Consider the following 25,514-nt stretch of genomic DNA (forward strand, 5'->3'; position numbering starts at 1 on the left):
CCGGCAAGCCGTGCTCCTACAGGTGTTCTATGCGTGACAGCGCAGCGGCGAAGACGGGGTGTCGGGTTCGCGCTGCACTTTGTTGTGGTTAGGCGATGACGATGCCGGCGCCTGACAAGTGATCCAGTCCAACACCTACCAGAGTCACCGAATCGGTACCAAAGGTCAGTACCGTGTCGCTACCCACTGCGCTGGCATGCTCCCGGTAGTCATAACTTTGGCCCACGCCTTCGACACCCTGGAACACCAGTTTGTCGGTGGATTGGAAACCCAGGATTTTGTCGTTGCCGAAATCACCATTGAACAGGAAGGTATTGCTGCCCCCTCCCGACTCCATAAGGTCATTGCCGGCACCGCCGACAAAGACGTCGTTGCCTGTGGAGCCGATCAAGTGGTCGTTGCCGTCCAGGCCAAACAACCAGTCACCACCGGCATGCGCCTTGAGGGTATTGTCGCCCGCATCGCCCTTCACTGCCGACGCGTACTGCGTCAGGGTATTGCCGGCGAGCAGGCCCTTGTCGGTGACGCTGTGGGTCACGTCGTCCTTGAGCAGGCCCCACATAAATCCCGGCTCCTTGCTGGTCAGCGTGCCAATGTCGCGGGTGATGCTGATGCCGCCATTGGCATCACGAACATACAGCGTCCCGGCGCCGTCGTTGGCGAAATCGAAGTTTTTCACCGACTGCTGCAAATCCAGGGTGTTGCTGCCCTTGCCACCGAGCAGAATGTTGTAGCCGCCACTATCCCTGAAGGTGTCGTTGCCATCGCGACCCTCCAGGTAGTCGTTGCCGCGCCCTCCCTGGATCAGGTCGTTGCTGTCGGTGCCGATGATGAAGGTGCTGCCCTTGTGGGGTTCGGCGTTGCGGTTCAGGTCCTGGACCCAGGTGTTGCTGCGCGCCGGGTCCGAAAGGTTGGCGACGATGATGGTCGAGTCCTTGCTCGTCAAATCGTAGAACTTCGATTCAAGAACCCGGGTCATGCCGTCGCCGTAACCGGTTGGCAAATGGGAGATCCAGGTCGGGATGTTGGTGATGGAAAACGGCAGGATATTCCAGGCCGTGGAGGCGTAGTGATCGTTGAAGCTGACAATGTTGTTGGTTGCCGAATCCTGATGGGTATCGTGCACGCCCGCCGACGACAGGTTCAGTGACGAACTGTCCAGCACGCGGAACACCGGATCGTTTTCGTAGCCCACGTTGAGCACATTATTGCCGCTGCTTTGGGTCGGTGAGGCAAAGGCTACGTAGTTGGCATCTTTGTAGAACCCCGAAAAGTGATCGGTGCTCAGGTCGGCGAGGCTGTTGACCGCCAAGCCACCCAGGCTATGGCCGCTGACGACGATATCTTTGCCGGTGAGGCCGTTGGCACTGGCAAAAGTGGCCACGTCTTCAAGCAGCGAACCGAAGGCTTCGCCCGCGTAGTTTTTCGCATAATCCTTGGGCCCGAAGGCAGCCAGCAGGTCATTGATCACATCGCCGATGGAGTCGCTGATCTGCGATTCCCGCGGGCCGCTGGTGCCGCGAAAGGCAATGCCGATCGAGGTCAGGTGACCCTCGGCGTCGTACTTGCCGAGCACTTCGACCTGGGCACTGGTGTAACCGGCCTTTTCACCGAAGAAGGTTCCACGTGCGTCGACCTTGCCGTCATAACCCAGTTGCCCGGCGCTGATCGGCGTCCAGCCGGCTTTGTGTACCGCGTCCAATGCGGCTTTTTCCGAATCAGGGTTCCACGGTATTCCTGGAATGACACCCTGGGAGTCGGCGCCGCCGATCAACCCAGAGAGCAGCGTGGCCGGCAGTCCTAACCCGAAACCATTGTGCTGGTAGCCGGCGGCAAAGCCGTTATCCAGGTTGTGGTAGGAGTAAAGAGCGATCGCCAGCGCATCGGAAAACAGCGCTTTGGAGTCCTCTGTACCGAGTTTTTTGTAGTCATAGACACCCATGGTATTGCCTCTCTTTGTTGGAATTGTCAGAGATTGCTCAACACGACGTTGCGAGGTATTAGTGCAATGTTGTTTTATCGAGGTTTAAGCAAATACGATCCCTGCCCCCGACAGGTTGTCCGGGCCGACGCCCACCAACGTCACCCCGTAGTTGCCCACCGTCAGCAATGTGTCGTTGCCGATCTGCGAGAGGTGTTGCGTGTAGTCATAGCCTTGGCCTGCACCTTCGACACCCATGAACACCAGTTTGTCGCTGCCCTGATAGCCATGTATGACGTCGAAACCGAACGCCCCGCTGAACAGAAAGGTGTTATTGCCACCACCGGTTGAGTGCATGACGTCATTGCCGCTGCCACCGACGAAGGTCACATGGTTTTTGCCGCTGCTCAGCAGATCGTCGCCCGCATCGCCGAACAGCCAGTCACCATCGAAACCGGCCGCCAGTGAATTGCCGTAGGCGTCGCCATTGAGCGAATGGCTGTAGAGACTCAGCTCAGTGCCGCTTCGCAGACCGGCCTGTGTCACGTAGTGGGTCACAACATTGTTGAGTGCACCCCAAAGCCAGCCAGGTTCTTTGCTCACCAGCGCGCCGATATCACGGGTCAGGCTGATACCGCCGTAGGCATCGCGCAGGTACAGCGTGCCGTCGCAATCGTTGGCGATGTCGAAGTTTTTCAGCGGCTGCTGCAGTTCGAAGGTATTGCTGCCCTTGCCGCCCAGCAGGATGTTGTACCCCCCGTCATCACGGAAGGTGTCATTGCCGTCACGACCTTCGAGGAAATCATTGCCGACACCGCCCTTGAGCAGGTCGTTGCTGTCGGTGCCGATGATGAAGGTGCTGCCCTTGTGAGGTTCGCCACTGCGATTGAGATCCGCCACCCAGGTGTTGCCACGCGCCGATTCAGACAGGGTGGAAACGATGAGGGTCGAGTCCTTGCCGGTGAGGTCGTAGAAGCCCGAGCTGATGACCCGGTTCAACCCGTCGGCATAACTCGGCGAGCCATGCGCCGACCAGTCCTGCGGGTTGAGAATGCTGAACGGCAACAGCTGCGTGGACGCGTAATGGTCATTGAAGTTGACGATATTGTTGGTCGCCGACCCTTGATGAGCATCGTGTTTACCCAAGGACGCTACGCTGAACGTGGTGCCGTCCAGCACCCGAAATACCGGGTCGTTTTCGTAACCGATGTTCAACACGTTGTTGCCGGTGGCGCTCTGGGTTGGCGAGGCGAAAGCCACGTAATTGGCGTCTTTGAAGAAGCCTCCCCAATGGTCCGTGCTCATCTCGGCCAGGCTGTTGACCCCCAGACCGCCCAGGCTGTGGCCGCTGACCAGGATCTGCCTGGCGCTCAGGCCATGAGCGCTGGCGAATATCGCTACCTCATTGAGCAAACTGCCGAAGGCGTTCTGGACGTAGTGCTTCGCGTAATCCGCCGGGCCGACGGCGGCCAGCAGGTTGTTTTTCATGTCGCCAAAGGTGTCACTGAAGCCCAGGCCGCCGGTGCCGCGAAAAGCGATGCCGACCGAGATCAGTTTGCCGGCAGCGTCATATTTGCCGAGGACTTCGGCCTCGGCGCTGGTGAAGCCTTCCTGCTCGCCAAAATAGGTGCCCTGGACACCTACCTTGCCTTGATGGCCCAGTTGCCCGGCGTCGATCGGCGTCCAGCCCGAGGGCGTCAGAGGTTTACCGGTCGGCGTGTAGGCGTACAGAGCCAACGCCAGTGCATCGGCGTACAGCGCTTTGCAAGCGCCACTGCCCAATTGCTTATAGTCAAAAACACCCATGGTCTTGCCTCTTGGTTGTTGCTGTTGAGCGGTTGCGCTATTCAGAACTGCCAATCGAGAGTGAGCCCGACTCCATGGTCTTTCTCCCGCGAACCGAGCAGCCCGTTGTAATCCAGGTTCAGCTGGGTATCGCGCCCCAGGGAAAGCCCGGCACGCGCCCCGAGCACTGCCGCGTTGCGGTCCATGGAGACGCTTTGCACAGTGAACGGCGCGCCGCCGCTGGCAAATGCCACGTGATCTTCGGCGCGGGTATTGCTCAGGTGATGCTGCCAGCCGAGGGATCCGGAAAGGTCCAGTTGCTGCTTATCGGAGAGTGCGAAACCTTTATTTGCCCGCAGGCCCAGGGTCGACAGCACGGCATCGCGGTTGTCGTCTGTGCCCTGGAGCGCGGCGGCGTCACCTTTCTCGGTGAAGCTGTCGCGGCTCACATGCACGTAAGCGAGGTTGGCGAAGGGTTCCAGCGTCAGCGCCGGCAGCTCCAGCCGATACGCCGCTTCGGTGAACAGCTGGGTACTTTGTGCGTCACCTTTGGTTTTCTGCTGGCCGGAAACATCGCCATATTGCAGATCGCGTTTGACGTCGATTCGGTGCCAGCCATAGGCGCCGCCGAGGCTCAGACGCACAGCGCCGAACGCGTGCCCGGCATAGACCCCCAAGTGGTAGCTGTCGACCGATGCCGAGGAGTGGGTGCCGTCGCCCATGCTCAGGGAACTGTCGCTGTAACCGGTAACGAAGCCCAGACGAGTGTCTTCGCTGAGCAGGCCATCCACGCCGGCCAACAGACCGCCGATGGCGCTGTTGTAGCTCGCGTTGTCATGGCCACCGTCGGTCTTGCCCCAGGAGCCCAGCACTTTGACCCAGGCGTTGCTCTGGTCATCGGTCGGGGTTGCCGCGTCGTAGAGGTCGTCCTGACGCAAGCGCTCGCCCACCGCATCGCGCAGGTAACGGCTGTCATGGATCAGCAGCGTGCCGATCGCCGGATGGATTTCCCCGGACAATTGCTGGAAGGCTTGCCGCGCGCTGCTGGCCGTCGGCGACAACAGCAGGCTTTCGAACACTGGATTACCAGCCCCCAATTGCTCGGCCGCGGCGGCTACGGAACGCTGGTTCGGCGTTTGCCCGACGCTGGCGAAGGCGGTTGCGTTGCGTTCGATAGCCAGTTGTACGCCAGTTGCCGCGTAGTCGAGGCTGGCACCGAGAAACAGGTAGTTCGGTACCACGGCAGCAAAACGCCCTGCGATACCGCCCGCGGCCTCAAGAATGTCGTACTGACGGCCCAGCAGGCTTTTCGCTTGAGCGGGACTCAGCAGCGTCGGGCTGTTTTCCAGCGCGAGGGTCACGCTGGCACCGCTGACAGTCGCCGTGCCGCCGGCAACGATGCGGTCGCTGCGGGTTTCGGAAAGCTCCACGGCATAGGTCGAGCCCGGCTCGAAGGTGACATCACCGGCTACCTGCAAGGTGCCGATCGAGTTACCGGGGGCGATGGTCCCGCCGCTTTTCGCGGTCAGCGATCCGACACGGCCCGAGCCGCCGAGGATACCGCTGTTGTTGACTGTGACGTCGGATATGAGCGAACCGTTAACCGCCAGCCGTCCCTGATTCACCAGTGTCGGGCCGGCATAGGTGTTGGCCCCGGTCAGCACCAGGGTGCCGATCCCCTGCTTGGTCAGACCGCCGTGGCCGGAAATGTTGTTGCGCCACACGTCCAGGCCGCACTGTACGTCGGTGCACACCCGCTCAGTGGGTTTGCCGGCATCCACAATCGCGCCGATTCCCGGCAGATCCGCAACGAACTGCCCGGAGCCGTAAGCCCCATCGATACGGAATTCCTGCGGGATATCGGCTTGGGTGACAAACATCCCGGGGCCATCGATCCCTTTGCGCAAGTCGATCATTCCCCAGCCGTAGAGCGCATCGATACCCGGAGCGCCCATGTCGGTTGCGGTGGTCTTCAGCACCGTAGCGATTTGCGCACCAGTCATGTAGGGGAAGCGTTCCATCAGTACCGCGGCACTGCCGGCGACATGGGGCGCGGCCATCGAGGTGCCGTTTTTATTGGCATAACCGACGGTCAAATCATCCAGCGTAGTGCCACCGATCACGGCACTGTAGATCCGGCTACCCGGCGCGGACACACAGAAACTGGCGGTATAGCCACAGCGAGATGAGAAGGTACTGATGTTGTAAAGATCCGGACTGTTGGTGTCCGGGTTTTTCTGCAGACTGGCAACCGTTAACCAGTTGGGTGCAATTTGCGGGACGAAATACGCCAGGCCGGCAATTGCGTCCGGGTTATTGAGGTTGTAGTCATTGCCCGCGGCGAATATGGTGACAATGCCGCTGCGGGCCGCATCGATGGCCCCCTGATAAGCGCCCCCCGATCTGGTGTGCAACAGCGGTCCGATCTGATCGAACTGCAGCTGCGCATCCTGCACCGTGAAGTGCGGGAAGGCCGGATCGCGTCCTCCCTGATCAAAGCGCTCAGTGATGCCAATGCCCCAGCTGTTGTTGATGACCCGCGCGCCACTGGCGATCAGTCCGTCCCAGCCGGCTTTATAAACCGCACCATCATTACCGAGAATAATGCCGTCCTCGGGTCCCGGGTCGCCGTTCTCGGCACTGATAATCCGGGCATTGAAGGCCACGCCGTGCATGGGCCCACCATCACGGTCACCCGCGGCAATCCCGCCGACATGGGTGCCATGAGAACCCAATTTGCCGTTGGAACCCACGGACGGTGTGCCGTCATAGCGGAAAGCATCCCCGGCTTTCACCGGAATATAGGGGTCGGTGTATTCCCGAATGCCACTGGTAACCAGCGTGAGCACCTTGTTCGGGCTGGTGAACTCGGGATGCTGCGCATAGACCGGCTGATCGAAAATACCCAGCTTGACGCCTTTACCGGTGTAACCGGCCGCATAGGCATCTTGCGCATGAATCGCGCCCAGCCCCCATTCAGCGTTGAATTCACTGCTGCGCCAGCTGTCGGGATCACCCTGTTTGCCGCTTTCGACATAAGGTGCCGCCTGCGCGCCGCCGATTGCTGCCAGGCACCCCATCAACGTGCCACCCAGCATTTTTGCTGGCTGGAACCTGCGCCCCTGAAAAAGATTGACGTCTCTACGCTTAAATTCCATTACCGCTACCGTCCTTAGTTGTCTTGCCAAAATCCTCGCGCCTTCAGCTGGGCGGTGCAGCGTTTAACGGGTTCGGGGCCGCGACATGAAGGCTTCGTCGACCTTGGCCAGATCGTCTTCGCGCAAGGTGCCGGCGTAGTAATGCAACTTGGTCCAGGCCATCAGATAGTCGTAACGAGCCCGGGCCAGATCCCGGCGTGTGGTGTAGAGCTGCTGCTGGGCATTCAAGGCGTCGAGGTTGACCCGCTCGCCACCGAGGATGCTTTGCCGGGTCGAAATCACCAGCGCTTCGGCTGAACTCAGGGCTTTCTGATACGCCTGCAACTTGCTGACTCCAGACAGGCAGGCGCTGAACTGGCGACGCAGTTCGATCAGGGTCTCCCGGGTTTTCGCATCCAGTTCGTACTCGGCCTGCTCCATCGAGCGGCTTGCCTGGCGGGTGGACGCAGACACCCCGCCACCGGCATACAGCGGCACGCTGATTTCGATGCCAATGGTGTTGGTGTCATAGCGCTGGTTGTAGGTGTTGCCGCTTTCCGATTCGTTTTGCCGGACAGAGGCATAGGCGCTTACTTTGGGCAGGTGCCCGGCGCGATTGCGCTCGACCTCGAATCGGGCCGCTTCCAGCGCCTGACGCCGGGAAGCGAGGATCGGGTTGTTGGTGACCGCCAGTTCATGCCAGACATCGAAGTTGGCCGGCTGCAGAGTGAAGGACTCGAAAGAATCGCCCAGCGGGGCCAGATCGCCGATGTCCACCGCAGGTACACCGATCAGAGCACCCAGTTCGCGCAAGGCCGCATCCTGCTCGTCGCGCGCTTCGATTTCCTCGGCGCTCGCCAATTCAAAGCGCGACTGCGCTTCGAGAATGTCGGTGCGGGTGCCCTCGCCCTGGCGAAACAGCTGTTCGTTCTGCTGGAACTGTTCCTCCAGAGCTTTTTTCCTGGCCTGCGCGATGTCGATTTGATCCTGCGCGAACAGCGCTTGGGTATAGGACGTCAGCACCCGGACCAGCAGCTCCTGGCTTTTGCCGCGAAAATTTTCGTCGGCATACAACGCCTGTGCCACCCCCTTGCGGTAAGAAGCATAAGCCTCGTAATCAATCAAAGGTTGCTGCAGGGTCAAGGCCGAGCCGTAGCTGTTGTAGTTGCGATCATCGTGAGTGGTGCCGCGCCGACCATCCAGGTTGGTCGCCCTGGAATTATTGCGCCCCTTGTTGTAGGTGTAACCGAGTTTGGGCAACAGCCCGGCGCGGCCGATGGCACGGTTCTCAAGGCCCGCATCGCGTTCCTTGATGGCGCCGAGAAACACTGGATCATTGCGCAGCGCCTGCTCGTAGACCTCGAACGGCCCCATGGCTTGCACACTGGTACACGCGAGGAGCGCAACGGCTGCCCCGAGCATGGAAAGCTTATTCATACGCCGGAACATCCCTATTGCTCGGTCAATGCGGAACCTGCCCGATCGAGCAGAGGTTTGAACAAGTAATTGAGGAGCGAACGCTCGCCCGTGCGCACGAACATTTCCGCCGGCATACCGGGCTTGATTACCAACCCGTTGAGCTTCTCCATGGCCACATCACTGACGCTGCTGCGCAACACGTAATACGGCACACCGGTTTTTTCATCGACCATCTGGTCGGCCGAAATCAGGCTGACTTCGCCTGGTACACGGGGCGTACGGCTCTGGTTGAACGCGGTGAACAGGATGTCCACCGGCAAGTTGCCGCCGACCTTGTCGATCAGGTTCACCGGCAGGTGCCCTTCCACCTCCAGCCGGGTGCCTTGCGGAACGATTTCCAGCAATGTTTCACCGGGCCGCACCACCGCGCCTTCGGTGTGTACACCCAGGCTCACGGCAATGCCGTCGGCCGGTGCATTGATCTCGCTGTGTTGCAGATCGAATCCGGCCGAGGTGAGCTGCTGCTCCAGGGTCAGACTTTTCAATTGTGCGTCGGCCAGTTGGCTGCGGACTTCTTTCTGGTATTCCTCGCTGTGTTGCTGCAGCTTCAAGCGCGACTCAAGAATGCCCTGCTCGACACGCCCGCTTTCACCGGTGTTTTTCGCCTGGTCCTGCTGCACTTGCGACAACTGTCGTTCGTATTCCATCAAGCGGTTACGCGGAATGTAGCCGTTGGCCGCCAGCGGACGCAGGTTGTTCAGTTGCTCACGCAGGGACTCGGCCTGCGCGCTCAGATCAGTGTGGGCGCGGCGCATCCCGGCCAGTTGTGCGCTAGCGCCTTCGATGTTGGCGCGAATGCCGGCTTGCTCCCGGGCAAAGGCTTCGCGTCGACTGCTGAACAGTTGCCGCTGGCCTTCGAGCACCAGCGCCAGTCGCGGGTCGGGATCGCTGCTCAACCCGGCAGGAAAACTGACCTGTTTGAGGTTGTCGCGTTCACTCTGCCAGCGCGCCACGCTGGCCCAGGCCATCCGGTACTGCGCTTGCAGGGATTGAACATCGGCGGCGACCCGGGTCTGATCCAGCACAAACAACGGCTGCCCCTGCTTGACCACCTGCCCTTCACTTACCAGAATCCGGCTGACGACACCGCCACTCAGCGATTGCACGGCTTTGCGCTTGCCCGAGACCACCACAGTGCCCTGCACTGGAATCCCTTGATCGAGCGGCGCAAGACTGGCCCAGGCAAAGAAACTGCCGGCACCAAGGATTGCCAGAATCCAGCCCATACGGGCAAAAAAGCGCGCGTCGCGTTCAGGGTGCGCCGGCGCATAACCTTGTTCGATTGTCATGTCGCTGTCCTTGCTCATGCGCCACTGTTCCTGTTTGCAGCCTGATACTGACGACTGAGGCTGAGCCCGGCCGGTGTGGGGGATGGGGCTTTTTCCCGTTGCGGCTCCTGAGCGCCGGACAATGCCTTGAGGACTTCATGGCTTGGGCCGAAGGCTTGCAGGCGCCCTTCGTTGAGCACCAGCAACTTGTCGGCCTGGGCCAGCGCCGAAGAGCGGTGAGTCACCAGAATCACGCTGGTCCCTTGGGCTTTCATCTGCGCAATGGCGGCCGCCAGGGCCGCTTCGCCGACGGTGTCCAGGTTCGAGTTCGGCTCATCGAGCACCACCAGGCTTGGGCCGCCATACAGGGCACGGGCCAGGGCCACACGCTGCTTTTGGCCGCCGGACAGGCCGCTGCCATCCTCCCCCAATACCGTGTCGTAGCCTTGCGGCAGGCGCAGAATCAGTTCGTGAACACCGGCCTGCCGGGCCGCCTCGACGACTTTCTGCGGGTCGGTGTCGCGAAAGCGCGCGATGTTTTCGGCAATGCTGCCGCTGAACAATTCGATGTCCTGAGGCAAGTAGCCGATGTAGGGCCCGAGGTCATCGCGATTCCAGCGATGAATATCAGCACCGTCCAGGCGCACCGTGCCTCCCAGGGTCGGCCAGACACCCACCAGCACCCGCGCCAGTGTCGACTTGCCCGAGCCGGAAGCACCGAGTACCCCCAGCACTTCCCCCGCAGCAAGACCGAAGCTGACCTGATGCAAGGTCGCCGCCCGCTTGCCCGGCGGGCCGGCGCTGACCTGTTCGAAGGCCACCTGACCTTTGGGCGCTGGCAAGGCCATGGCGCTGTCGCTGGGCGGGAACCCTTGCAGCAAGGTGTCCAGGCGCTGGTAGGCCAGCTTCGCCGAGCTCCATTGCTTCCACACGGCGATCAATTGGTCGATCGGGCTCAAGACCCGTCCCATCAGGATTGAGCCGGCAATCATCATCCCGGCAGTCATGTCGCCCTTGATCACCAGCAACGCGCCCAGCCCCAGTACCAGTGATTGCAGGCACAGGCGCAGGGTTTTACTGAGGGAGCTGATGACCGCGCCGGTATCGCTGGCCTGATTCTGCAAACCGAGAAAGCGCGAATGCACCTCAAACCAGCGTTTGCGCAAAACCCCGAGCATGCCCATGGCCTGAATGGTTTCGGCGTTGTGCAGATGACTGGTGGCCAACTGGCTGGATTTTTGCGAATAGCCACTGGCTTCACCCAGCGGCTTTTTGGTCATGGCTTCGTTGAGACACGCCAGCGCGATCAGCAGCAACGCACCGGCCGTGGCCAGCACGCCGAGCCAGGTATTGAACACAAAGATCACGAACAGATAGACCGGAAACCACGGTGCGTCGAAGAAGGCGAACAGCGCCGGTCCCGTGACGAACTGGCGAATGTACGTGAGATCCCCCAGCGACTGCCCGGCATTACCCTCGCCCTTGAACAGGTTGCGTTCGAACGCGGCCCTGTAGACCCGCAGGTTGAAGCGGCGCTCCAGTTGGCTGCCGATCCGGATGACGATGAAGCTGCGGATGATTTCCAGCAGACCGATAAACGCGAAAAACCCGACCACCATCAAGGTCAACATGGCCAGGGTGGTTTCGTTCTGCGAAGAGAGCACCCGGTCATAAACCTGAAGCATATAAATCGACGGTACTAACATCAGTACGTTGATCAGCGCGGTGAAACAACCAACGCTGATCAGGGTACTTTTATAATCGCCCAGTGCCTGCAACAGCGGTGCAACGGGAGTGGTCTTCGCCATCTTCATGAGTCTTCCCTGAGCTAATACCCGCGCGATAGTTCGGCGAGGGTTCAATGTATTGTCCGCACACGCGTCGAGACGTTATTGGAGGATTGAAACGTGCAGGCGAAAGGACCTTATTGCCAGACGAAATAAGGTTCGAGGTAGTTGTTAGCTGCCTGTTTTAAACTACCGATACGCGCATATAAACATCGCCTACTCTATTAAGCGCAGCGTTGTGTTTTATTACTGAGGGCGGTGCAGAACAAGTACAGTCCCTGACTTCAAAGTGGCGTGATAGAGCCCTTCCCGCTGTCGGCCTAAATGAATGATCCTCGAACCTTCTTTACCCGTCAGCGATATTCCATCCGGTTCCGGAAACCAGCCGCTGGGTGTTTCACCCAACCAACCGGCGACACATTCGAGTTCTCCGGCCAGCGTCTGGTTTTGTGCGAGCTCAAGCATGCAGACTTTCGTTGGCTCATCTTGCTGGTGGATCTGCCACTTCCCGGCCAGTTCCGAAGGGTCGGGTAATCTCAGGCTTCTTGCCATGCTGGCATCTCCAAAAAACATCATCAGCGTCGCGATCAACCACGCTGCGGCCCTGGTAAAGGCGGTCTGGTTCATAGGGTGTTTCATTCCGGGCTTTAGCCTCGCTTACACGAGGAGTCGATGCAAGGACAGGGAGCAGCGCATGCGCGCCGCCCCTGCTTTTACTTCGCCTGGCTGCTACGCCACGATGTCCGTGACTGCCGCTTGCCCGACGGTGGTGACCAGAAAGTCAGCCACACCGTGCCCGGAGAAGTCCACGGCCAGGGTGCTCAAGTTCATTCCCGAGGCATAGCTCAGCACCGCTTCGCCGGCAGAACCTGTGAATGAGTTGACGAAGTGCAGCCCCGTTCCAGCGCTAATGCCGGTCAGATCGATCTTGTCCAGGCCGCCGACAAAATCCATGATCTGGTCGGCTGCGCCCGGTCTGGAGTCCGAGCTTGCGCCAAACACGAAAGTGTCGGAACCGGCACCCCCCCAGAGCTTATCCGCGCCGCCGGCACCGTAGATGATGTCGTTGCCAGCACCGCCCTTGAGCACGTTGGCCGCGCTGTTACCAATCAGCAGGTCGTTGCCCGAACCGCCAATGGCGTTTTCGATGGTCACGCCTTTGGCAATGGACACGTTACCCACCAGGCCGCCAACGTCGGAGAATGAGGCTTCATTGAGGTTGATCTTCTGGTTTTGGGTAAAACCGGAGAAGTCAAAGGTGTCCTTGCCACCCGCGTCCCACACCGAGAACACCAGCTTGTCCGAGGACGAGCTCGCACTGAGAAAGTCGCGACCGGCGTTGGAGTTGAAACCGTAGGTGGTGTCACCGGCACGGGTGTTCATGTTGGCGCCGTAGAGCTTTTGCACCGCAGCGATATCGTCCATCAACGGGCCGGATGAATAAGCCTCGACACCGCCTTTGCTGAAGTTCTGGCTGGTGTTGCTTTCACTCCAGTAGCTCATGAGGCTGTAGCCGCGAGTGTCCTGCCCATAGGACGCATCGTTATAGGTCGGATTGCCTTCGCCGGCATTGTAGTCGCCGGGGTGAGACAGGCCGAGGGTATGACCGATCTCGTGAGTCAGGGTTTGACGGCCGTAGTTGTTCACACCCGGGGTTTTGTTGACGTTGTAGCCACTGCCGGTCAGGTACCAGGACTGACCGTCATAGCCAGGCTCGGTACCCGGCAGGAAAGCAAACGCTGCCGCCCCTTCCTGACCGCCACTGTAGTTGCCGAAGGTCATGTGACCGTCGCCGCCCTTGGCGGCCTCAGTGAAGGTGACATTGGCCACATCTGCCCAGGATTGCATGGCGAGCACGGACTGAGCCTTTTGCAAGGCGTTGAACTGGCTGAAGCCAGTGACACCCAGGCCGCTGAAATTGGATGTTGGCGAAGTCAGAAACGTGTAGGTAAGTTCAATCTTGCCGCTGCCATTGAGATCTTGCCATGAAGCACCATCACGCAAGATCTGAGTCGCGGCCTGATCTACAGAGAAGGAGGGTTTGCCATTGACCGTGAGGTCGTCGCCACGGTCATACTGATGGCTGAAACTATCGATCTGGTTGAACGCCGAACTTGATGTGGCCTGTGGCGCCCATTGTTGTTCAGCTGCAACGATAGCGTTCTCTTTGACTTTCGACATAAACACACTTCCTTGTTTGCAATGGAACAGTTTTTTTCAGATAGCGACAATCTCTGGCGAGATCGTCCTATCACTCGCCCAATGAAGGCGAAAGAAAACTGACACAATTCGAAAACAAACGTCCACTACTTTTTTTGAGATCGAATTGTGTGGTTCCAGCAAACTCCCGGAAACAATGCCTGCAGGGTCTAAATATTTTGGGTGATTCCGCTCTCCCGACCAATTGTCCGACAATCTACTATTTAAATATTAAATAAAGGCAAGTTCGTTTTTATTCACTACATCGCGGCTTTATCAACTACTCGCGCGTGCGCCATCCTGTTGCGTTTAATGCGTGTAGTAATGTCTCTGGGTCGAGGGCAGGAACCAAGGTGCCAGTGGCCGTCCTCATGTGTTCGCCTGCCAGCAGCGCGTTTATGATCGCCTCCTCCACCGCCTCGGCGGCAGCGCTGAACAACGGCGAAATATGGTCATTGTTGAGCATCTCAAGGGACGTGCTCATTGGCAGGTCTTTACGTCCATAGTCCGCGGGCGGCAGGTCATGGTTGCCGGTGGCGAAGGCCAGGAAAATATCGCCGCTGGATTCTTCGGTACCGCCGCCGGTGCGGGCGATGCCGATCGATGCCCGTTGCGCCAGGCGTTGGCACTGATGAGGCAACAATGGCGCGTCGGTGGCCAGGATCACCACGATCGACCCCATGCCCGGCGTGCCCCTCTCATCGAAGGGCGACGGGATATCCGTCAATTGCCGACCGACTGGATAACCATCGACCCGCAACTCTTCACGCTTGCCATGGTTGGCCTGTACCAGCGCGCCGACGGTCCAGCCGCCCTGTTGCGCCGACAGTTTGCGCGAGGAGGTACCGATGCCGCCCTTGAACTCATGGCAGATCATCCCGGTGCCGCCACCGACCGCACCTTCCTGAACCGGGCCGGTCCCGGCATTGGCCATGGCTTCGAGCACCTGTTGCGGGCCGACATGCTGCCCCCAGATATCGTTGAGCACGCCGTCGTAGGTTTCCATCACCACCGGCATGCACCAATACACCGCCGGATCGGCCAGGCTGTCGTGCTCCTGGGCGATCAAGGCATCGCGAACCACGCCCACGCTATGAGTGTTGGTGATCGCCAGAGGTGTGGCCAGCAGCCCCGCCTCGCGAATCCACTCAAGGCCCGTGGCGTCACCGTTACCGTTGAGCACATGGCAGCCGGCGAAGCACGGTTGCAGTCGCGCATGGCTTGCCCGCGGCTCGATCAACGTCACACCGGTGCGTACCTGCTTGCCGTTGACTTCGGTCTTGAGGGTGCTGTGCCCTACCCGTACGCCCGATACATCAGTGATGGAATTGAATTGACCGGGTGTTCCCAGGCCCAGGCGGATGCCCAGTTCACGTGCACGCATAACCACTCCTTACAACTTCTGGAACGCCGGGCTGAACCGGCCGTTGGTGCCATACAAAATTACCGACACTGCCAGCAGCCCGATAATCACCATGATGTCCCTGGCCGAAGCCTCAAGGAACAGATTGAACAATAAATAACCGGCGCCGAGCACCGCCAGCAATGCGGGCAATGGCCACAGCGGCATGCGGTAAGGATGCTGCCGATCGCGCAGCACCACCCGACTCATCAATGCACTCAAGGCGACGATCAGGTAAACCAGCATGATCAGCAGCACGCTGAAAGAAGTCATGTCTGCCAGGTTCGAGCTGAAACTGAGCAGCGCCGATGGAATTGCCAGAAACAGCGTGGCCAGCCACGGCGAGTCCCAACGGGGATGAATACGGGTGAACAGCCGGTTGACGGTGGGCGTCCACAGGGCGTCGCGGCCGCTGCTGAATACCACCCGGCCGATCTGAATCACGATCGCGACGATGGCGTTGAACACCGACAGGAAGATCCCGGCGCTGACCACACGGGACAGGGTTTCGTTGCCATGACTGGTGAGCAGATAGCCGATCGGGTCGGGGCTGTTGATCATCTCGCTGAGGGACGGTGCGCCGATCAGTAACGCGGTCAAGGGCACCAGTTCGATGACCACCACCAGACCCAGCGACCAGAGCACAGCTTTGTGCACGCCGCGCCCGCCGCATTTCATGTCTTCGCCCAGCACCACCGCCGAGCCAAATCCGTTATAGGAGAACAAGCCGATACCTATGGCGCCAATCACCAGAGCCCAGGGTGCCAACTGCAAAGTGCCGTTTTCGACGATCTGCGGTTGCAACAGGATGCTTGCCGGTTGCGAGGCATGACCGAAGCCAATAAACACAATCACCAGCATTGCCGCGACTTCCAGCAGCAGACAGGTGCCGGTGATCCAGGCGTTGAGTTTGATATTCAGAATGCCCAGCAGGTAACTGCACACCACAATGAGCAGGGCGACGGTCTGTGAATCGAAATGACTCCCCAACGCGTTGTTCAGATAGGTCGCGGCGCCAGTGGCCAGCACCGGCGGAATGAACAGCAACATCGCCAATACCGTCAGGAAGGTCGCATAACCGGCCATGCCGCCAAACACTCGCTTGGCGTACACGTATTCACCACCGGCGCTGTTGTGAGCCCTACCCAGCTCGGCGTAACAGTAGGCGAACATCATGGCCAGTAAACCGGCCATGACGAACGCGAGAAACACTCCGGTGCCAGCCTGATGAATCGCGAACGGCGCGATCACGAACACCGAACTGGCCGGCGTCACGCTCGAGACGGTAATCGCCACGACGTCGAAGACACTCAACGTGGGTTTCAGGGTGCCGTTTGGTGCTGCGGGAGAGCTCATATCGTTATCCTCCTGGTTATTTTTAGTCTGAGGCAGAAACGAAAAAGGGACCGGGGGTGCGTTCCGGGCCGCACTGGGTGGGGCTACTCTAGGCAGCACGACAACGGCGGCCAATTCCCCTATTGGAGTACTCCCCTTGACCTTGAGCGCAAAAAGGTTGAAACCGTCGGCCGGGTTTTGATTTTTTGAATGTGGAGCAACACACATGAGCAGTCTGTTCAGGGAAGTCGGTATGCACGCGGGACTGGGCCGTACCCTCTCGCAGGTCGGCACCGAGCGTTTTTGGAAGCAGCTTGTTTTGTTGTTGCACCAATGCCTGCCGTTCGATAACGCTCTGGCGATTTTCTATCCGCAAGACGGCCTGCCCCAGGCGCTGGAAGAGTACGACGCCGAACCCTCGAGCAAACCGGCGTCGATGCTGACCTACCTCAATGGTTTGTACCTGCTGGATCCGTTTTTCCAGGCGTGCCGTGAAGGCTACCCCAGCGGCCTGTATCGGCTGGAGGAAGTGGCACCCGATCACTTCCGGCAAAGCGAATACTTCCACAGCTACTTTCACGAGAACGTGCTCGAAGACGAGGTGCAGTTCATTCTTCAGCTTCCCGGGGCCGGAACGCTGTCACTGTCGTTGGGCATGCAGCGCGTGTTCACTGCGGATGAAGTGGGCCAACTGACCACCCTCGCTGCCTGGGTACTGCCGCTGATGCAGCAGCACTGGCAGCAGAACAGCCAGCGCACACAGGCGCCGGCACAGGATGAAATGGCCAGTCAGATCCGCGATGCCCTGAGCCACTTCGGCTGCGGCGTACTGTCGGACCGCGAACTGGAAATCGCCCGGCTGATCTTGCGCGGGTTTTCCTCCAAAGCCATGGCCGAGCGGCTGAAAATCTCACCGGACACCATCAAGGTTCACCGACGGCATCTGTACGCCAAGCTGGATATCTCATCGCAACCGGAACTGTTTTCGTTGTTTATTCAGTCGTTGGGGCATGATCTGGAAAATCCTTGAGGCCTTCGGCAGACTCAGGCATTCAACGAAAATGTTCATCTGGTTGGCCAGCGACACCGGGTTGAGATTGGGTTCGCTCAGCGACTGACTGATCAGCTTTTGCGCATAGCAGCGCAGGCTATGGCCGTGCTGGCTGTCATAGCCGTCAAGGGTGTTGCTCTCGGTCTGACGCAGGGTTGGCCCCAGTAGCACAATCAACGCTTCCTGCAGCGCCTCGCCCTCCTGCTGTGCCGTGCAACCATGCAGTTCGCCGGCACAAATCTGCTCCACCAGCATGCGCATCAGTCGGCCACTGGTGCAGTTCTGCGAGAGCTTGCCGAATTTACGTTGAGGGTCTGGAAGATGGCGGTAGACCTCGTCCCGAGACAGGTGAAACGAGGCGTGTTCGATCAAGCCATGGGGCACGATTTCACAGGCTCCGGCAAGTTCATCTGAGACCGCGTTTGCCGGTTTTACGACCGCTGCGCGGCCGGACGCAGGCTTCGCCAGCTGCTACAGGAAGACGCGTTTGCCGTGAGTGCATGTCCCCGGCAAATGAGCTTTTCGTAGCAGCTGGCGAAGCCTGCGTTCGAGCGCGCAGCGGTCGTAAAACAGTCACCTCAGGTATTAAAGCCAACAGGCATCCCACAGCGGATAATCGTGGACACGCTTGACCAGGCCTGCTCGCAGAGGGTTGCGGACAACGTAACGAGCAAGGTCTTTTACATCATCATCCTGACGCGCTGCGCGGTCGTAATAACCCTTTTGCCATAAGCGCCCTCGCCGTCCCATTGCTTGATTCACCGTCAAACTGCTGCGTGATTTGATTCGGCACATCAGTTCGGCCAGCGTTTTGTCCTGGAGTTGGAGCAACCAGTGAAAGTGATCCGGCATCACCACCCAAGCCAATGAATCTGTCCACCCATCTTCTTGAGCAAGCCGAAACTGCTCCACAACCAACCGCCCCAAACGCCAGTCGGAAAAAACCGGTTGGCGCTGATGCACAACAACGGTCAGCAGATAAATTCGCCCCACCTCAGAAACACGGCCAATGCGCAGACGATCAGCATTTGTCGCAACAGGCATTCCTTTGCCTCCTCAGGTTCACAGGAGGCAAAGAACTTACATTGCTGAGGGCTGCTTCAGAGAACGAACACTTGAGGAAATGTTACCTGTCAGCTCCCCGTCCTGATCTTGTTCCACAACCGAGTGCGAATCCGGTCGATGTCCAGCGGCATGGCTTCCAGAGCGAACAACTTGCCCATCATTTCCGGGCTTGGGTAGACCTTGGTGTCGCTCTTGATCGCCGGATCGATCAGGCTGTCGGCCTGTTCGTTGCCGTTGGCGTAGTGCACATAGTTACTGATGTCGGCCATGACGTCCGGACGCAGCAGCTCGTTCATAAAGGCGTAACCGGCCTTCTCGTCCGGGGCGTCGGCGGGCATGGCGACCATGTCGAACCAGATTGCTGCGCCTTCTTTTGGGATCGAATAGCCGATTTCCACACCGTTTTTGGCTTCACTGGCGCGGCTTTCGGCTTGCAGGATGTCGCCGGAGAAGCCCACGGCTACGCAGATATCGCCGTTGGCCAGGTCACTGGTGTATTTGGATGAGTGGAAATAGCTCACATACGGCCGGACTTTCATCAGCAGTTCTTCCGCTTTTTTGTAGTCCGCCTGATTCTTGCTGTGGTGCGGCAGGCCGAGGTAGTTCAGCGCAGCCGGCAGCAATTCCGGACCGTTATCGAGAATCGCCACGCCGCACTTCTGGAGCTTTTTCATGTTCTCGGGTTTAAAGATCAAATCCCAGGAGTCCACCGGCGCATTATCGCCCAGTACCGCTTTGACCTTGGCGATGTTGTAGCCAATCCCGGTGCTGCCCCACAGGTACGGAAAACCGTGCTCGTTACCCGGATCGTTGGTTTGCAGGGCCTTGAGTAATACCGGGTTGAGGTTTTTCCAGTTCGGTAGCTGGCTCTTGTCGAGTTTCTTCAGCGCCCCGCCCTGAATCTGCCGGGCCATGAAATGGTTCGAAGGGAACACCACGTCATAACCGGATTTGCCGGTCATCAGCTTGCCATCGAGGGTTTCGTTGCTGTCGTAGACGTCATAAGTGAAAGCGATACCGGTTTCCTTCTGGAAGTTTTTCATCGTGTCCGGCGCGATGTAGTCCGACCAGTTGTAGATCTTGACGGTCTCGGCCGCCTGACTGAGTGAAGCGAGGAGCATCAACGGAGCTAACTTCAACGAAGCGGTGGTCATACGGATCATGAGTCGATTCCTGATTATGTACGGCTGTTTTTGTCAGGCAGGTTTTCGGTTGATCAGCGGATCAAAAAATCAAAACGTAAGTCTTGCGCACGGTTTCCTGGATATCCCAGATCCCGGTGCTGTTGGCCGGCAACATCAGTGCGTCGCCCGCTTCTATTTGTAAAGTTTCACCGTCATCCGGGGTGAAGGTGCAGCGGCCCTGAATGAAGTGACAGAACTCTTGGGCAACGATCTGCCGCCGCCAGCGACCGGGCGTGCATTCCCAGATGCCGGTTTCAACGCCGTCGTTGCGTTCGACGCACGTCACCGAGGTAACGGCGATGGGCGTACCCAATGGCACGGCTACCGGGTTCGATTCGTCCAGGATGGCGGTGGCGGTATGTTTGAACTGTGTGATGCTCATGGTGGTCCTTACGGGTGGATGATCGACGAGCCGTTACTGCATGAACCCTTCCATAAACCCCGCCACCCGACTGGCAAACTTGCGCCGCCACGGTGCGGTCTGCGGATTGGCCAGGGTCTGGTCTTCATGGACGAAACTGCGAATGATCGCGTTGTAGCCGAGCCAGCGGCAGGGTTCCGGTTCCCAGGCTTTCAGCGCGCTGAGGCCGCCCTGCTGGATCACCCACGGTTGATGCACCAGTGTGGTGTCGCGTTCGAGAATCAGGTCGGCCAGGGTCCGGCCACCAAGATTGCTCGCGCCTACGCCCTCGCCACCGTAACCACCTGACAAGGCGATGCCGTTGCTGCGATCGCAGAGCATGTGCGGCTTGAAGCGCCGGGACATGCCCAGGTTGCCGCCCCAGGCGTGGGTAATCTTGACGCTCTTGAGCTGTGGGAAGAGTTCGCCGAACAGGTAGCGTCGTAATTCGACTTCGTTGGTTGTCAGGTCAAAGTCGTGGCGCAGTTTCCCGGCGAACTGATAACCCCCGCGCGCGCCGAATACCAGACGATTGTCGGCGGTGCGCTGGCCGTAGGTGACTTGCCGACTGCTTTCACTGAAGGCCTGGCCCTGGCTCAAGCCAATCTCGTCCCAGGTTGCGGCGGACAGTGGCTCGGTGGCCACCAGCAAACTCTGCACTGGCAGTTGATAACGCCCCAACGGTGCCAGCGTCACGGCATAGCCCTCCACCGCGGGCACGATCCAGCGGCTGCGAACCTGCGCCTTGGCGGTGCGCAAACTGCCGGATTGCCAGTCGGTGACCGGACTGTTCTCGAAGATTGTTACCCCCAAGCGCTCGACAGTCCGGGCCAGGCCACGCACCAGTCTGGCCGGCTGAATGGTCGCGCAATGCGCTGCATGGATACCGCCATAAGGTTTGGCGACGCGGATCTGTTGCGCCAGTTGCTCAGGGCTGAGCCAGCGGTAGTCGGCTTCGTTGAGGCCCTGGCTGTAGAGTGTGTCCAGGTAGTGGCGCAGGCTGGCTTGTTGCTCGGGATAGCGAGCTGCGCAATACAGCGCACCGCCCTTGCGGTAATCGCAGTCAATGCCTTCGCGTTCGAGGACGATCTCCACCTCATCAGGAATGCCGTGCAGCAAGTCGAACGATGCCCGGCGTTGCTCGGCTGGCAGATCGCCAAGTAAGCGATCCTCCCCCAGCAGGTTGCCCATCAGCCAGCCGCCATTACGTCCGGACGCACCGAAACCAGCGGTCTGCGCTTCAACGATGGCGATGTTCAACCCGGGCGCCAGACGCTTGAGGTAGTAAGCGGTCCAAAGCCCCGTGTAGCCGGCGCCGATGATCGCCACGTCAACGTCCAGGTCTTGCTCCAGCGACGGCCGGGCAACCAGGGGCTCCTCGAGTTGATCCATCCACAAACTGATAGTGCGCCACGCCGGCATGCAAGACTCCGCAACCCAAAACTAGATGGCTGCGATCCTAGTGCCTGGGTTCAGAGGCTGTCTTGCGCGCGTGCACGCAAAGAAATGTGTTTGGCATAAGCCTTCGGTGACAGGCCGGTGTGTTGGCGGAAACAGCTATAGAAGGCCGAGAGGGAATTGAAACCAGCGGCGAACGCCAGCTCGTCGACCCGCAACGGTGGCGATGCTTTGTCCAGCGCCGCCAACACGTGCTGAAGGCGAGCCTGGTTGACGTAGCGATAGAAGCTTTGCCCCAGCACCTGGTTGAGCAGATAGGAGATCTGATTGCGGCTGTAACCGCACTCTTTCGCCACCCGCTGAAGATCGAGTTCCGGGTCCAGATACGGTTGCTGACGCTCGAAATACTGTTGCAGGTCTTGCGCCATAAAACTCAATTGTCGCGGCGAAAGCCCCAGCCGACTGACCGCCGGGCGCAGGCTGGTAGCGGACTTGCTGGACGGGTGCTCATGCACCAGCGAGGCATACTCGTTGACCCGCCAGATCAGACCGTCACGCACCGTGATGGCTTCGCTGGCGCGAAACGACACCAGCCCCTGGCCGCCACGCAACGTCACCCGGTACTGAATGAACGCGGTATTACCATCCAGACGGATGCGGTCGGAGTGTTCGAGCGCTTCATCCGGATCGCGGGGCATACTGCTGCGCACGTACTCACGCAGCTCAGCCAGACCGAGAATGCGGTTCTGAAAGAAATCGTTGTACTGGACGTCCGGGTGATAGAGCGCCATGACCCCCTCCAGGTCACGGTGTTTCCAGCACAGGTGATAACGCAGCACGGTTTCGCCGGTGGCCTGGGTTTGCAGCGGGCCATCATCATTGGCAGGCATAAAACACTCGATGACAGAAAAACAGAGCTTGCCGAACTTCAGCTTGCGCTTCAATGGCCAATTGATGGCTTGAGATAATGGCGCGTTGTCTTAGACATACCGGGATTTGACCTGCATCAAAGCTTTTCAAAGCAATCGCCAAACGGCCTGAAAAAAACCTCCTGCCTGTCGCGAGTGATGCTACTTTTAAAAGCTCAAAGGTTGGGCCAGTGAAGGCCCTTCCGTTCCTACCGCGAGCTTAAGGAAGTGCTCAACGAACAAGGTGGGCAACACATGAATACGGTCTTTTCCAAGGTCACCTTTCCTAATGCCTGTCAGCTCATGCGCTGGCATTTTCATCCAATGGGCTTCGAGGCCAGCATGGATGCCCCCGACAGCATGATTGCCCGGCTATTCGACCGAGCCAGCGGCGAAACCATGATCGCCATTGCCGGTATCCCTTGTGCAACAGTGATGAACGCCACCGATGTGGAGAGAATAATCGAGGCGGTAGAAGACGAGCTTGAATCGTTCATTCCACCCATGAGTTCAAGAGGTTTTAGTTAGCCATTGAAATCCCGGCTGCTCCTACACCTGAACCTTCATCCCCCGCTGATCATCGAAGAACGCCTTGTCCCCGGCGATCCGGTCGGAGGCCTTCGGAACATTGGCCGCCTGCACATCCTGACTGTCGACATACCAGTAGCAGTGCTTGACCGCCCGGGTAATACCGACATACGCAAGGCGCAGGATTTCGTCTTTCTGGGCACTGTCATACGGTTCGACATCGCCATCCCTGGCCAGCCCGGCCATGCGATACACCTGGTTCTTGTAGGGTGAACTGGTCAGATGCTGGCAATCGCCCAACAGAAACACTGCATCAGCCTGCAGGCCTTTGGAGCTGTGGTAGGTCAGTTGTTTCAGTCGGCGATCCTCGATTGGCAATCTAGAATCGACATTAACTACAGCCTGAATATGCTCTTCTATCAATAACTTATCGCTACTTTTTCGAAACAACATCAAGACCGAATCGCCGTTTCGATAGTGTTCGACCAAGCGCTTGGCCAGCGCCAGGTCATCTCTATCCATGACCTTCACCGGGAGCAACTCTTTGGGGTCACCGCTGGCCTTGGCCTTTTTCCCGGCAATCGCGGGGGCCGCACGGACAATATGCTCTGCCGCGTCGATGATGTGCTGATGGCTGCGATAGTTATCGCTGAGCATGACCCGAGTGGTACTTGGAGACGGGAACTCCTTGTTGAATTCCATGAAGTATTTCGGCGAGCTGCCACGCCAGCCATAGATCGATTGCCAATCATCCCCGACGCATAACAGCGACGAACGCTGCGCGCCCCGGCCGACATGCATGGCCGGGCCACGGCTGCGGATCTCCCGCAGGCTGGCGCGGATCCAGGAGACGATTTGCGGGGAAACGTCCTGGAACTCATCGATCATGAGGTGCGACAGCGGCCGCAGCAGCTCGTCGCTCAACAGCTTGAAGTTTTCCGGTGAGTGCTCGCTGAACAACGCGAACATGCGGTTATAAGTCATGACCGGCGGCGATTGATCAAGCAAGTGATCCTCCAGCGCCCGCCAGAAGAGGCTCAGGGCCTCGAAAAAAAAGCGATCAGGATCGTCTTTGGCAAAGCTCATCTGGCCCACGGCGGCAGGTACATCCAGCCCCAGGTTCTCGATAAACCCGGCCGCAGCGACAAAGCAATCCAGCAGTGGCGCGGAACCGAGCTCGCCTTTGACCTTGTAATCGAAGCCTGGTCCCGCGCTGGCATCCCCGGCCAGCGACGACAAAACGCGTTTCGCTGAATCATAACTATCAAGCCAAATCAGTGGCTTACGACAGAAAGCTTGAAACAAGGTGCGCTTTACCGCCCATTCCGCGCGGACCGACAGCTTGGCGCCTGGCCGGCTGATCTGTGCATTCTCACGAGGGTCGAAGCCCAGCACGACCCAGGCATCCAGCTCGGCGATATAGCCGTGGCAATGAAATGACGAACCATTGATCTCGAACCTCTGCCGGTCGGGTTCGATGCCTTTGATCGGCCAGGCACCGGCGCGAAACCACAGGTCTTCGATCGTGTCGCAGAGCTCTTCATCACGCTTGGCCGCAAGCTCGGTCACCGCGATGCGCTTTTGCACGTCCGGGTGATCACGCTCCAGTTCCTTGAGCTGCAAGGCGTGCCGGGACAGCGGTTTGATCAGTTCGCGGAATCGCTCATCACGGGTATGCAAAGCGTGATAACAGGCATTCAGTTGCTGGCGCTGGGTGTCGTTGATCCGCAGATCGAACGGATTACTGTCAGCGCCTTCATCACCCGGCAGCGAGCGGGCATTGAGGTTCTCGAAAGCCTGCAACCGAGAGAAACCCGGCAGGCTACGGACCATCGGCAAGATTCGTGAGTGGAAGGTTCGCACCACGTCTCGGGCATCCTTGAGGCTCAGCGAGAGCCCCCAAATGGCGAACATCTCCGTCAGCTTGTTGATGAAGTCTTTGCGCGACTCACGGGTGAACGTCACCACCGTCAACGAACCCAGTTCAAAACCCAGGTAATGGGTCAGCAACAGAATGCGCAGCACCAACGAGGTCGACTTGCCCGCCCCCGCACCGGCAATCACCGTGGTCGAGGGTGTGTCGCTGAAGATCATCTTCCACTGCGCTGCACTCGGCTGCGCCTGCGGCGGGAGTAACCGGGTGACATCGGCTTTGATGCGCTTCTTCAGCTCGGCGGTGAGCGGCAAACGCCAGTCATCGAACAGGTTCTCATCGACACCTGGCGCGCGGTGTTCGGTGCAGCGCGTGTCGCGAATCAGCAGAACCTGCCGACCTTCTTCGATGCCCTCCAGCTTGCCTTCTTTGTAGCCGTAATCCACGCCGGCGCTGTGCCCGCTACGAAAGCCGTCGGCCTGGCCATGCAGCCAGGACGCACGGTGCTGGGCGCGCAAGCGATTGAGGCCATGGCCGAAGAACCTGGCGGCCAGACGCTTGAACAGCGGCATTTCGGCCAGTGGTACAAGCTCGGGAGGAAGATCGGGGGTGTGTTGCGGCACGCTGACTCCAGTGTGTGAGGCTGTTGGGCTATGGTCGCTTCATTTGCCGATGACTTCTAGTGAAATGCTTATGCGTCATTGGCTTAAGCGATGAACTGAAAGCTGTGAGGGAGAATTCCTCCTCCAAAACCATCTGTTAATTAGATTGGTTTGAAGTATTTTTTCCGCTTT

At 59.0% G+C, this 25,514-nt stretch carries 18 protein-coding genes and 1 pseudogene; 2 read left to right on the forward strand and 17 right to left on the reverse strand.

Annotated elements, in window-relative coordinates; translation table 11 throughout:
* Positions 1 to 88: 88 nt before the first annotated feature.
* The 10 genes from AC07VR_RS06845 to AC07VR_RS06890 all read right to left on the reverse strand — a co-directional run bounded on the left by AC07VR_RS06845 (position 89) and on the right by AC07VR_RS06890 (position 16,334).
* Entirely contained in the window at positions 89 to 1,942 is a 1,854-nt protein-coding gene (locus AC07VR_RS06845) for a polyurethane esterase (RefSeq protein WP_495010796.1), read from the reverse strand.
* A gap of 84 nt (positions 1,943 to 2,026) precedes the next feature.
* Positions 2,027 to 3,727, reverse strand: coding sequence for a polyurethane esterase (locus AC07VR_RS06850; protein WP_495010797.1), 1,701 nt, complete (start codon positions 3,725 to 3,727; stop codon positions 2,027 to 2,029).
* 41 nt (positions 3,728 to 3,768) lie between these two features.
* Complete coding sequence (locus tag AC07VR_RS06855; protein WP_495010928.1) at positions 3,769 to 6,804, reverse strand: autotransporter domain-containing protein; 3,036 nt, start codon at positions 6,802 to 6,804, stop codon at positions 3,769 to 3,771.
* 123 nt (positions 6,805 to 6,927) lie between these two features.
* A complete protein-coding gene (locus tag AC07VR_RS06860) occupies positions 6,928 to 8,292 on the reverse strand; it encodes a TolC family outer membrane protein (RefSeq protein ID WP_495010798.1) in 1,365 nt (454 codons plus the stop codon).
* A 2-nt stretch (positions 8,293 to 8,294) separates the two neighbouring features.
* The gene (locus tag AC07VR_RS06865; RefSeq protein ID WP_495010799.1) at positions 8,295 to 9,629 is read right to left on the reverse strand and encodes an HlyD family type I secretion periplasmic adaptor subunit; all 1,335 of its coding nucleotides are present in this window, start codon (positions 9,627 to 9,629) and stop codon (positions 8,295 to 8,297) included.
* Positions 9,626 to 11,404: a type I secretion system permease/ATPase gene (locus AC07VR_RS06870; RefSeq protein WP_495010800.1), complete on the reverse strand. Its 1,779-nt coding sequence runs from the start codon at positions 11,402 to 11,404 to the stop codon at positions 9,626 to 9,628. Before AC07VR_RS06870 ends, AC07VR_RS06865 begins: the two co-directional genes overlap by 4 nt.
* Before the next feature lie 219 nt (positions 11,405 to 11,623).
* Positions 11,624 to 12,004, reverse strand: coding sequence for an AprI/Inh family metalloprotease inhibitor (locus AC07VR_RS06875; RefSeq protein ID WP_494994913.1), 381 nt, complete (start codon positions 12,002 to 12,004; stop codon positions 11,624 to 11,626).
* A 102-nt stretch (positions 12,005 to 12,106) separates the two neighbouring features.
* The gene (locus AC07VR_RS06880; RefSeq protein WP_495010801.1) at positions 12,107 to 13,558 is read right to left on the reverse strand and encodes a serralysin family metalloprotease; all 1,452 of its coding nucleotides are present in this window, start codon (positions 13,556 to 13,558) and stop codon (positions 12,107 to 12,109) included.
* Positions 13,559 to 13,856: 298 nt separating this feature from the next.
* On the reverse strand, positions 13,857 to 14,960 hold the full coding sequence (locus AC07VR_RS06885) for a DmpA family aminopeptidase (protein ID WP_495010802.1): 1,104 nt from the start codon (positions 14,958 to 14,960) through the stop codon (positions 13,857 to 13,859).
* Between the two features lie 9 nt (positions 14,961 to 14,969).
* Positions 14,970 to 16,334, reverse strand: coding sequence for an APC family permease (locus tag AC07VR_RS06890; protein WP_495010803.1), 1,365 nt, complete (start codon positions 16,332 to 16,334; stop codon positions 14,970 to 14,972).
* A 205-nt stretch (positions 16,335 to 16,539) separates the two neighbouring features.
* Between AC07VR_RS06890 and AC07VR_RS06895 the strand changes: the two genes are divergently transcribed.
* Positions 16,540 to 17,343, forward strand: a complete 804-nt coding sequence (locus AC07VR_RS06895) for a helix-turn-helix transcriptional regulator (RefSeq protein ID WP_495010804.1) — start codon at positions 16,540 to 16,542, stop codon at positions 17,341 to 17,343.
* Between the two features lie 15 nt (positions 17,344 to 17,358).
* On the opposite strand, the pseudogene AC07VR_RS06900 reads toward AC07VR_RS06895, so the two are convergent.
* The 6 genes and pseudogenes from AC07VR_RS06900 to AC07VR_RS06925 form a co-directional block, all read right to left on the reverse strand.
* Positions 17,359 to 17,769, reverse strand: a pseudogene (locus AC07VR_RS06900) (helix-turn-helix domain-containing protein); the annotation flags it as partial.
* Positions 17,770 to 17,949: 180 nt separating this feature from the next.
* A complete protein-coding gene (locus AC07VR_RS06905; protein ID WP_495010805.1) occupies positions 17,950 to 18,408 on the reverse strand; it encodes an REP-associated tyrosine transposase in 459 nt (152 codons plus the stop codon).
* Between the two features lie 89 nt (positions 18,409 to 18,497).
* Positions 18,498 to 19,592 carry a polyamine ABC transporter substrate-binding protein gene (locus tag AC07VR_RS06910; RefSeq protein ID WP_494994907.1) on the reverse strand — a complete coding sequence of 365 codons (1,095 nt, stop codon included), beginning with the start codon at positions 19,590 to 19,592 and terminating at the stop codon, positions 18,498 to 18,500.
* A 61-nt stretch (positions 19,593 to 19,653) separates the two neighbouring features.
* Complete coding sequence (locus tag AC07VR_RS06915) at positions 19,654 to 19,995, reverse strand: cupin domain-containing protein (RefSeq protein WP_494994906.1); 342 nt, start codon at positions 19,993 to 19,995, stop codon at positions 19,654 to 19,656.
* Between the two features lie 33 nt (positions 19,996 to 20,028).
* Positions 20,029 to 21,435: an NAD(P)/FAD-dependent oxidoreductase gene (locus AC07VR_RS06920; RefSeq protein WP_495010806.1), complete on the reverse strand. Its 1,407-nt coding sequence runs from the start codon at positions 21,433 to 21,435 to the stop codon at positions 20,029 to 20,031.
* A 50-nt stretch (positions 21,436 to 21,485) separates the two neighbouring features.
* On the reverse strand, positions 21,486 to 22,301 hold the full coding sequence (locus AC07VR_RS06925) for a helix-turn-helix domain-containing protein (RefSeq protein ID WP_495010807.1): 816 nt from the start codon (positions 22,299 to 22,301) through the stop codon (positions 21,486 to 21,488).
* Positions 22,302 to 22,574: 273 nt separating this feature from the next.
* On the opposite strand from AC07VR_RS06925, the gene AC07VR_RS06930 reads away from it, so the two are divergent.
* Positions 22,575 to 22,847 (forward strand): DUF1652 domain-containing protein, encoded by a 273-nt coding sequence (locus tag AC07VR_RS06930; protein WP_494994902.1) that lies wholly within the window; start codon positions 22,575 to 22,577, stop codon positions 22,845 to 22,847.
* Between the two features lie 21 nt (positions 22,848 to 22,868).
* Here AC07VR_RS06930 and AC07VR_RS06935 read toward each other — a convergent pair whose 3' ends face one another.
* Complete coding sequence (locus AC07VR_RS06935; RefSeq protein WP_495010808.1) at positions 22,869 to 25,343, reverse strand: UvrD-helicase domain-containing protein; 2,475 nt, start codon at positions 25,341 to 25,343, stop codon at positions 22,869 to 22,871.
* Positions 25,344 to 25,514: the final 171 nt, after the last annotated feature.

The organism is Pseudomonas sp. GW821-FHT02H09 (genome assembly GCF_059421425.1).

Excerpts from the sequence above, each read along its gene's own strand:
- AC07VR_RS06845 (WP_495010796.1), bottom strand. The coding sequence starts at position 1,942 with ATGGGTGTCTATGACTACAAAAAACTCGGTACAGAGGACTCCAAAGCG.
- AC07VR_RS06850 (WP_495010797.1), bottom strand. The coding sequence starts at position 3,727 with ATGGGTGTTTTTGACTATAAGCAATTGGGCAGTGGCGCTTGCAAAGCG.
- AC07VR_RS06855 (WP_495010928.1), bottom strand. The coding sequence starts at position 6,804 with ATGCTGGGTGGCACGTTGATGGGGTGCCTGGCAGCAATCGGCGGCGCG.
- AC07VR_RS06860 (WP_495010798.1), bottom strand. The coding sequence starts at position 8,292 with ATGTTCCGGCGTATGAATAAGCTTTCCATGCTCGGGGCAGCCGTTGCG.
- AC07VR_RS06865 (WP_495010799.1), bottom strand. The coding sequence starts at position 9,629 with ATGAGCAAGGACAGCGACATGACAATCGAACAAGGTTATGCGCCGGCG.
- AC07VR_RS06870 (WP_495010800.1), bottom strand. The coding sequence starts at position 11,404 with ATGAAGATGGCGAAGACCACTCCCGTTGCACCGCTGTTGCAGGCACTG.
- AC07VR_RS06875 (WP_494994913.1), bottom strand. The coding sequence starts at position 12,004 with ATGAACCAGACCGCCTTTACCAGGGCCGCAGCGTGGTTGATCGCGACG.
- AC07VR_RS06880 (WP_495010801.1), bottom strand. The coding sequence starts at position 13,558 with ATGTCGAAAGTCAAAGAGAACGCTATCGTTGCAGCTGAACAACAATGG.
- AC07VR_RS06885 (WP_495010802.1), bottom strand. The coding sequence starts at position 14,960 with ATGCGTGCACGTGAACTGGGCATCCGCCTGGGCCTGGGAACACCCGGT.
- AC07VR_RS06890 (WP_495010803.1), bottom strand. The coding sequence starts at position 16,334 with ATGAGCTCTCCCGCAGCACCAAACGGCACCCTGAAACCCACGTTGAGT.
- AC07VR_RS06895 (WP_495010804.1), top strand. The coding sequence starts at position 16,540 with ATGAGCAGTCTGTTCAGGGAAGTCGGTATGCACGCGGGACTGGGCCGT.
- AC07VR_RS06905 (WP_495010805.1), bottom strand. The coding sequence starts at position 18,408 with ATGCCTGTTGCGACAAATGCTGATCGTCTGCGCATTGGCCGTGTTTCT.
- AC07VR_RS06910 (WP_494994907.1), bottom strand. The coding sequence starts at position 19,592 with ATGATCCGTATGACCACCGCTTCGTTGAAGTTAGCTCCGTTGATGCTC.
- AC07VR_RS06915 (WP_494994906.1), bottom strand. The coding sequence starts at position 19,995 with ATGAGCATCACACAGTTCAAACATACCGCCACCGCCATCCTGGACGAA.
- AC07VR_RS06920 (WP_495010806.1), bottom strand. The coding sequence starts at position 21,435 with ATGCCGGCGTGGCGCACTATCAGTTTGTGGATGGATCAACTCGAGGAG.
- AC07VR_RS06925 (WP_495010807.1), bottom strand. The coding sequence starts at position 22,301 with ATGCCTGCCAATGATGATGGCCCGCTGCAAACCCAGGCCACCGGCGAA.
- AC07VR_RS06930 (WP_494994902.1), top strand. The coding sequence starts at position 22,575 with ATGAATACGGTCTTTTCCAAGGTCACCTTTCCTAATGCCTGTCAGCTC.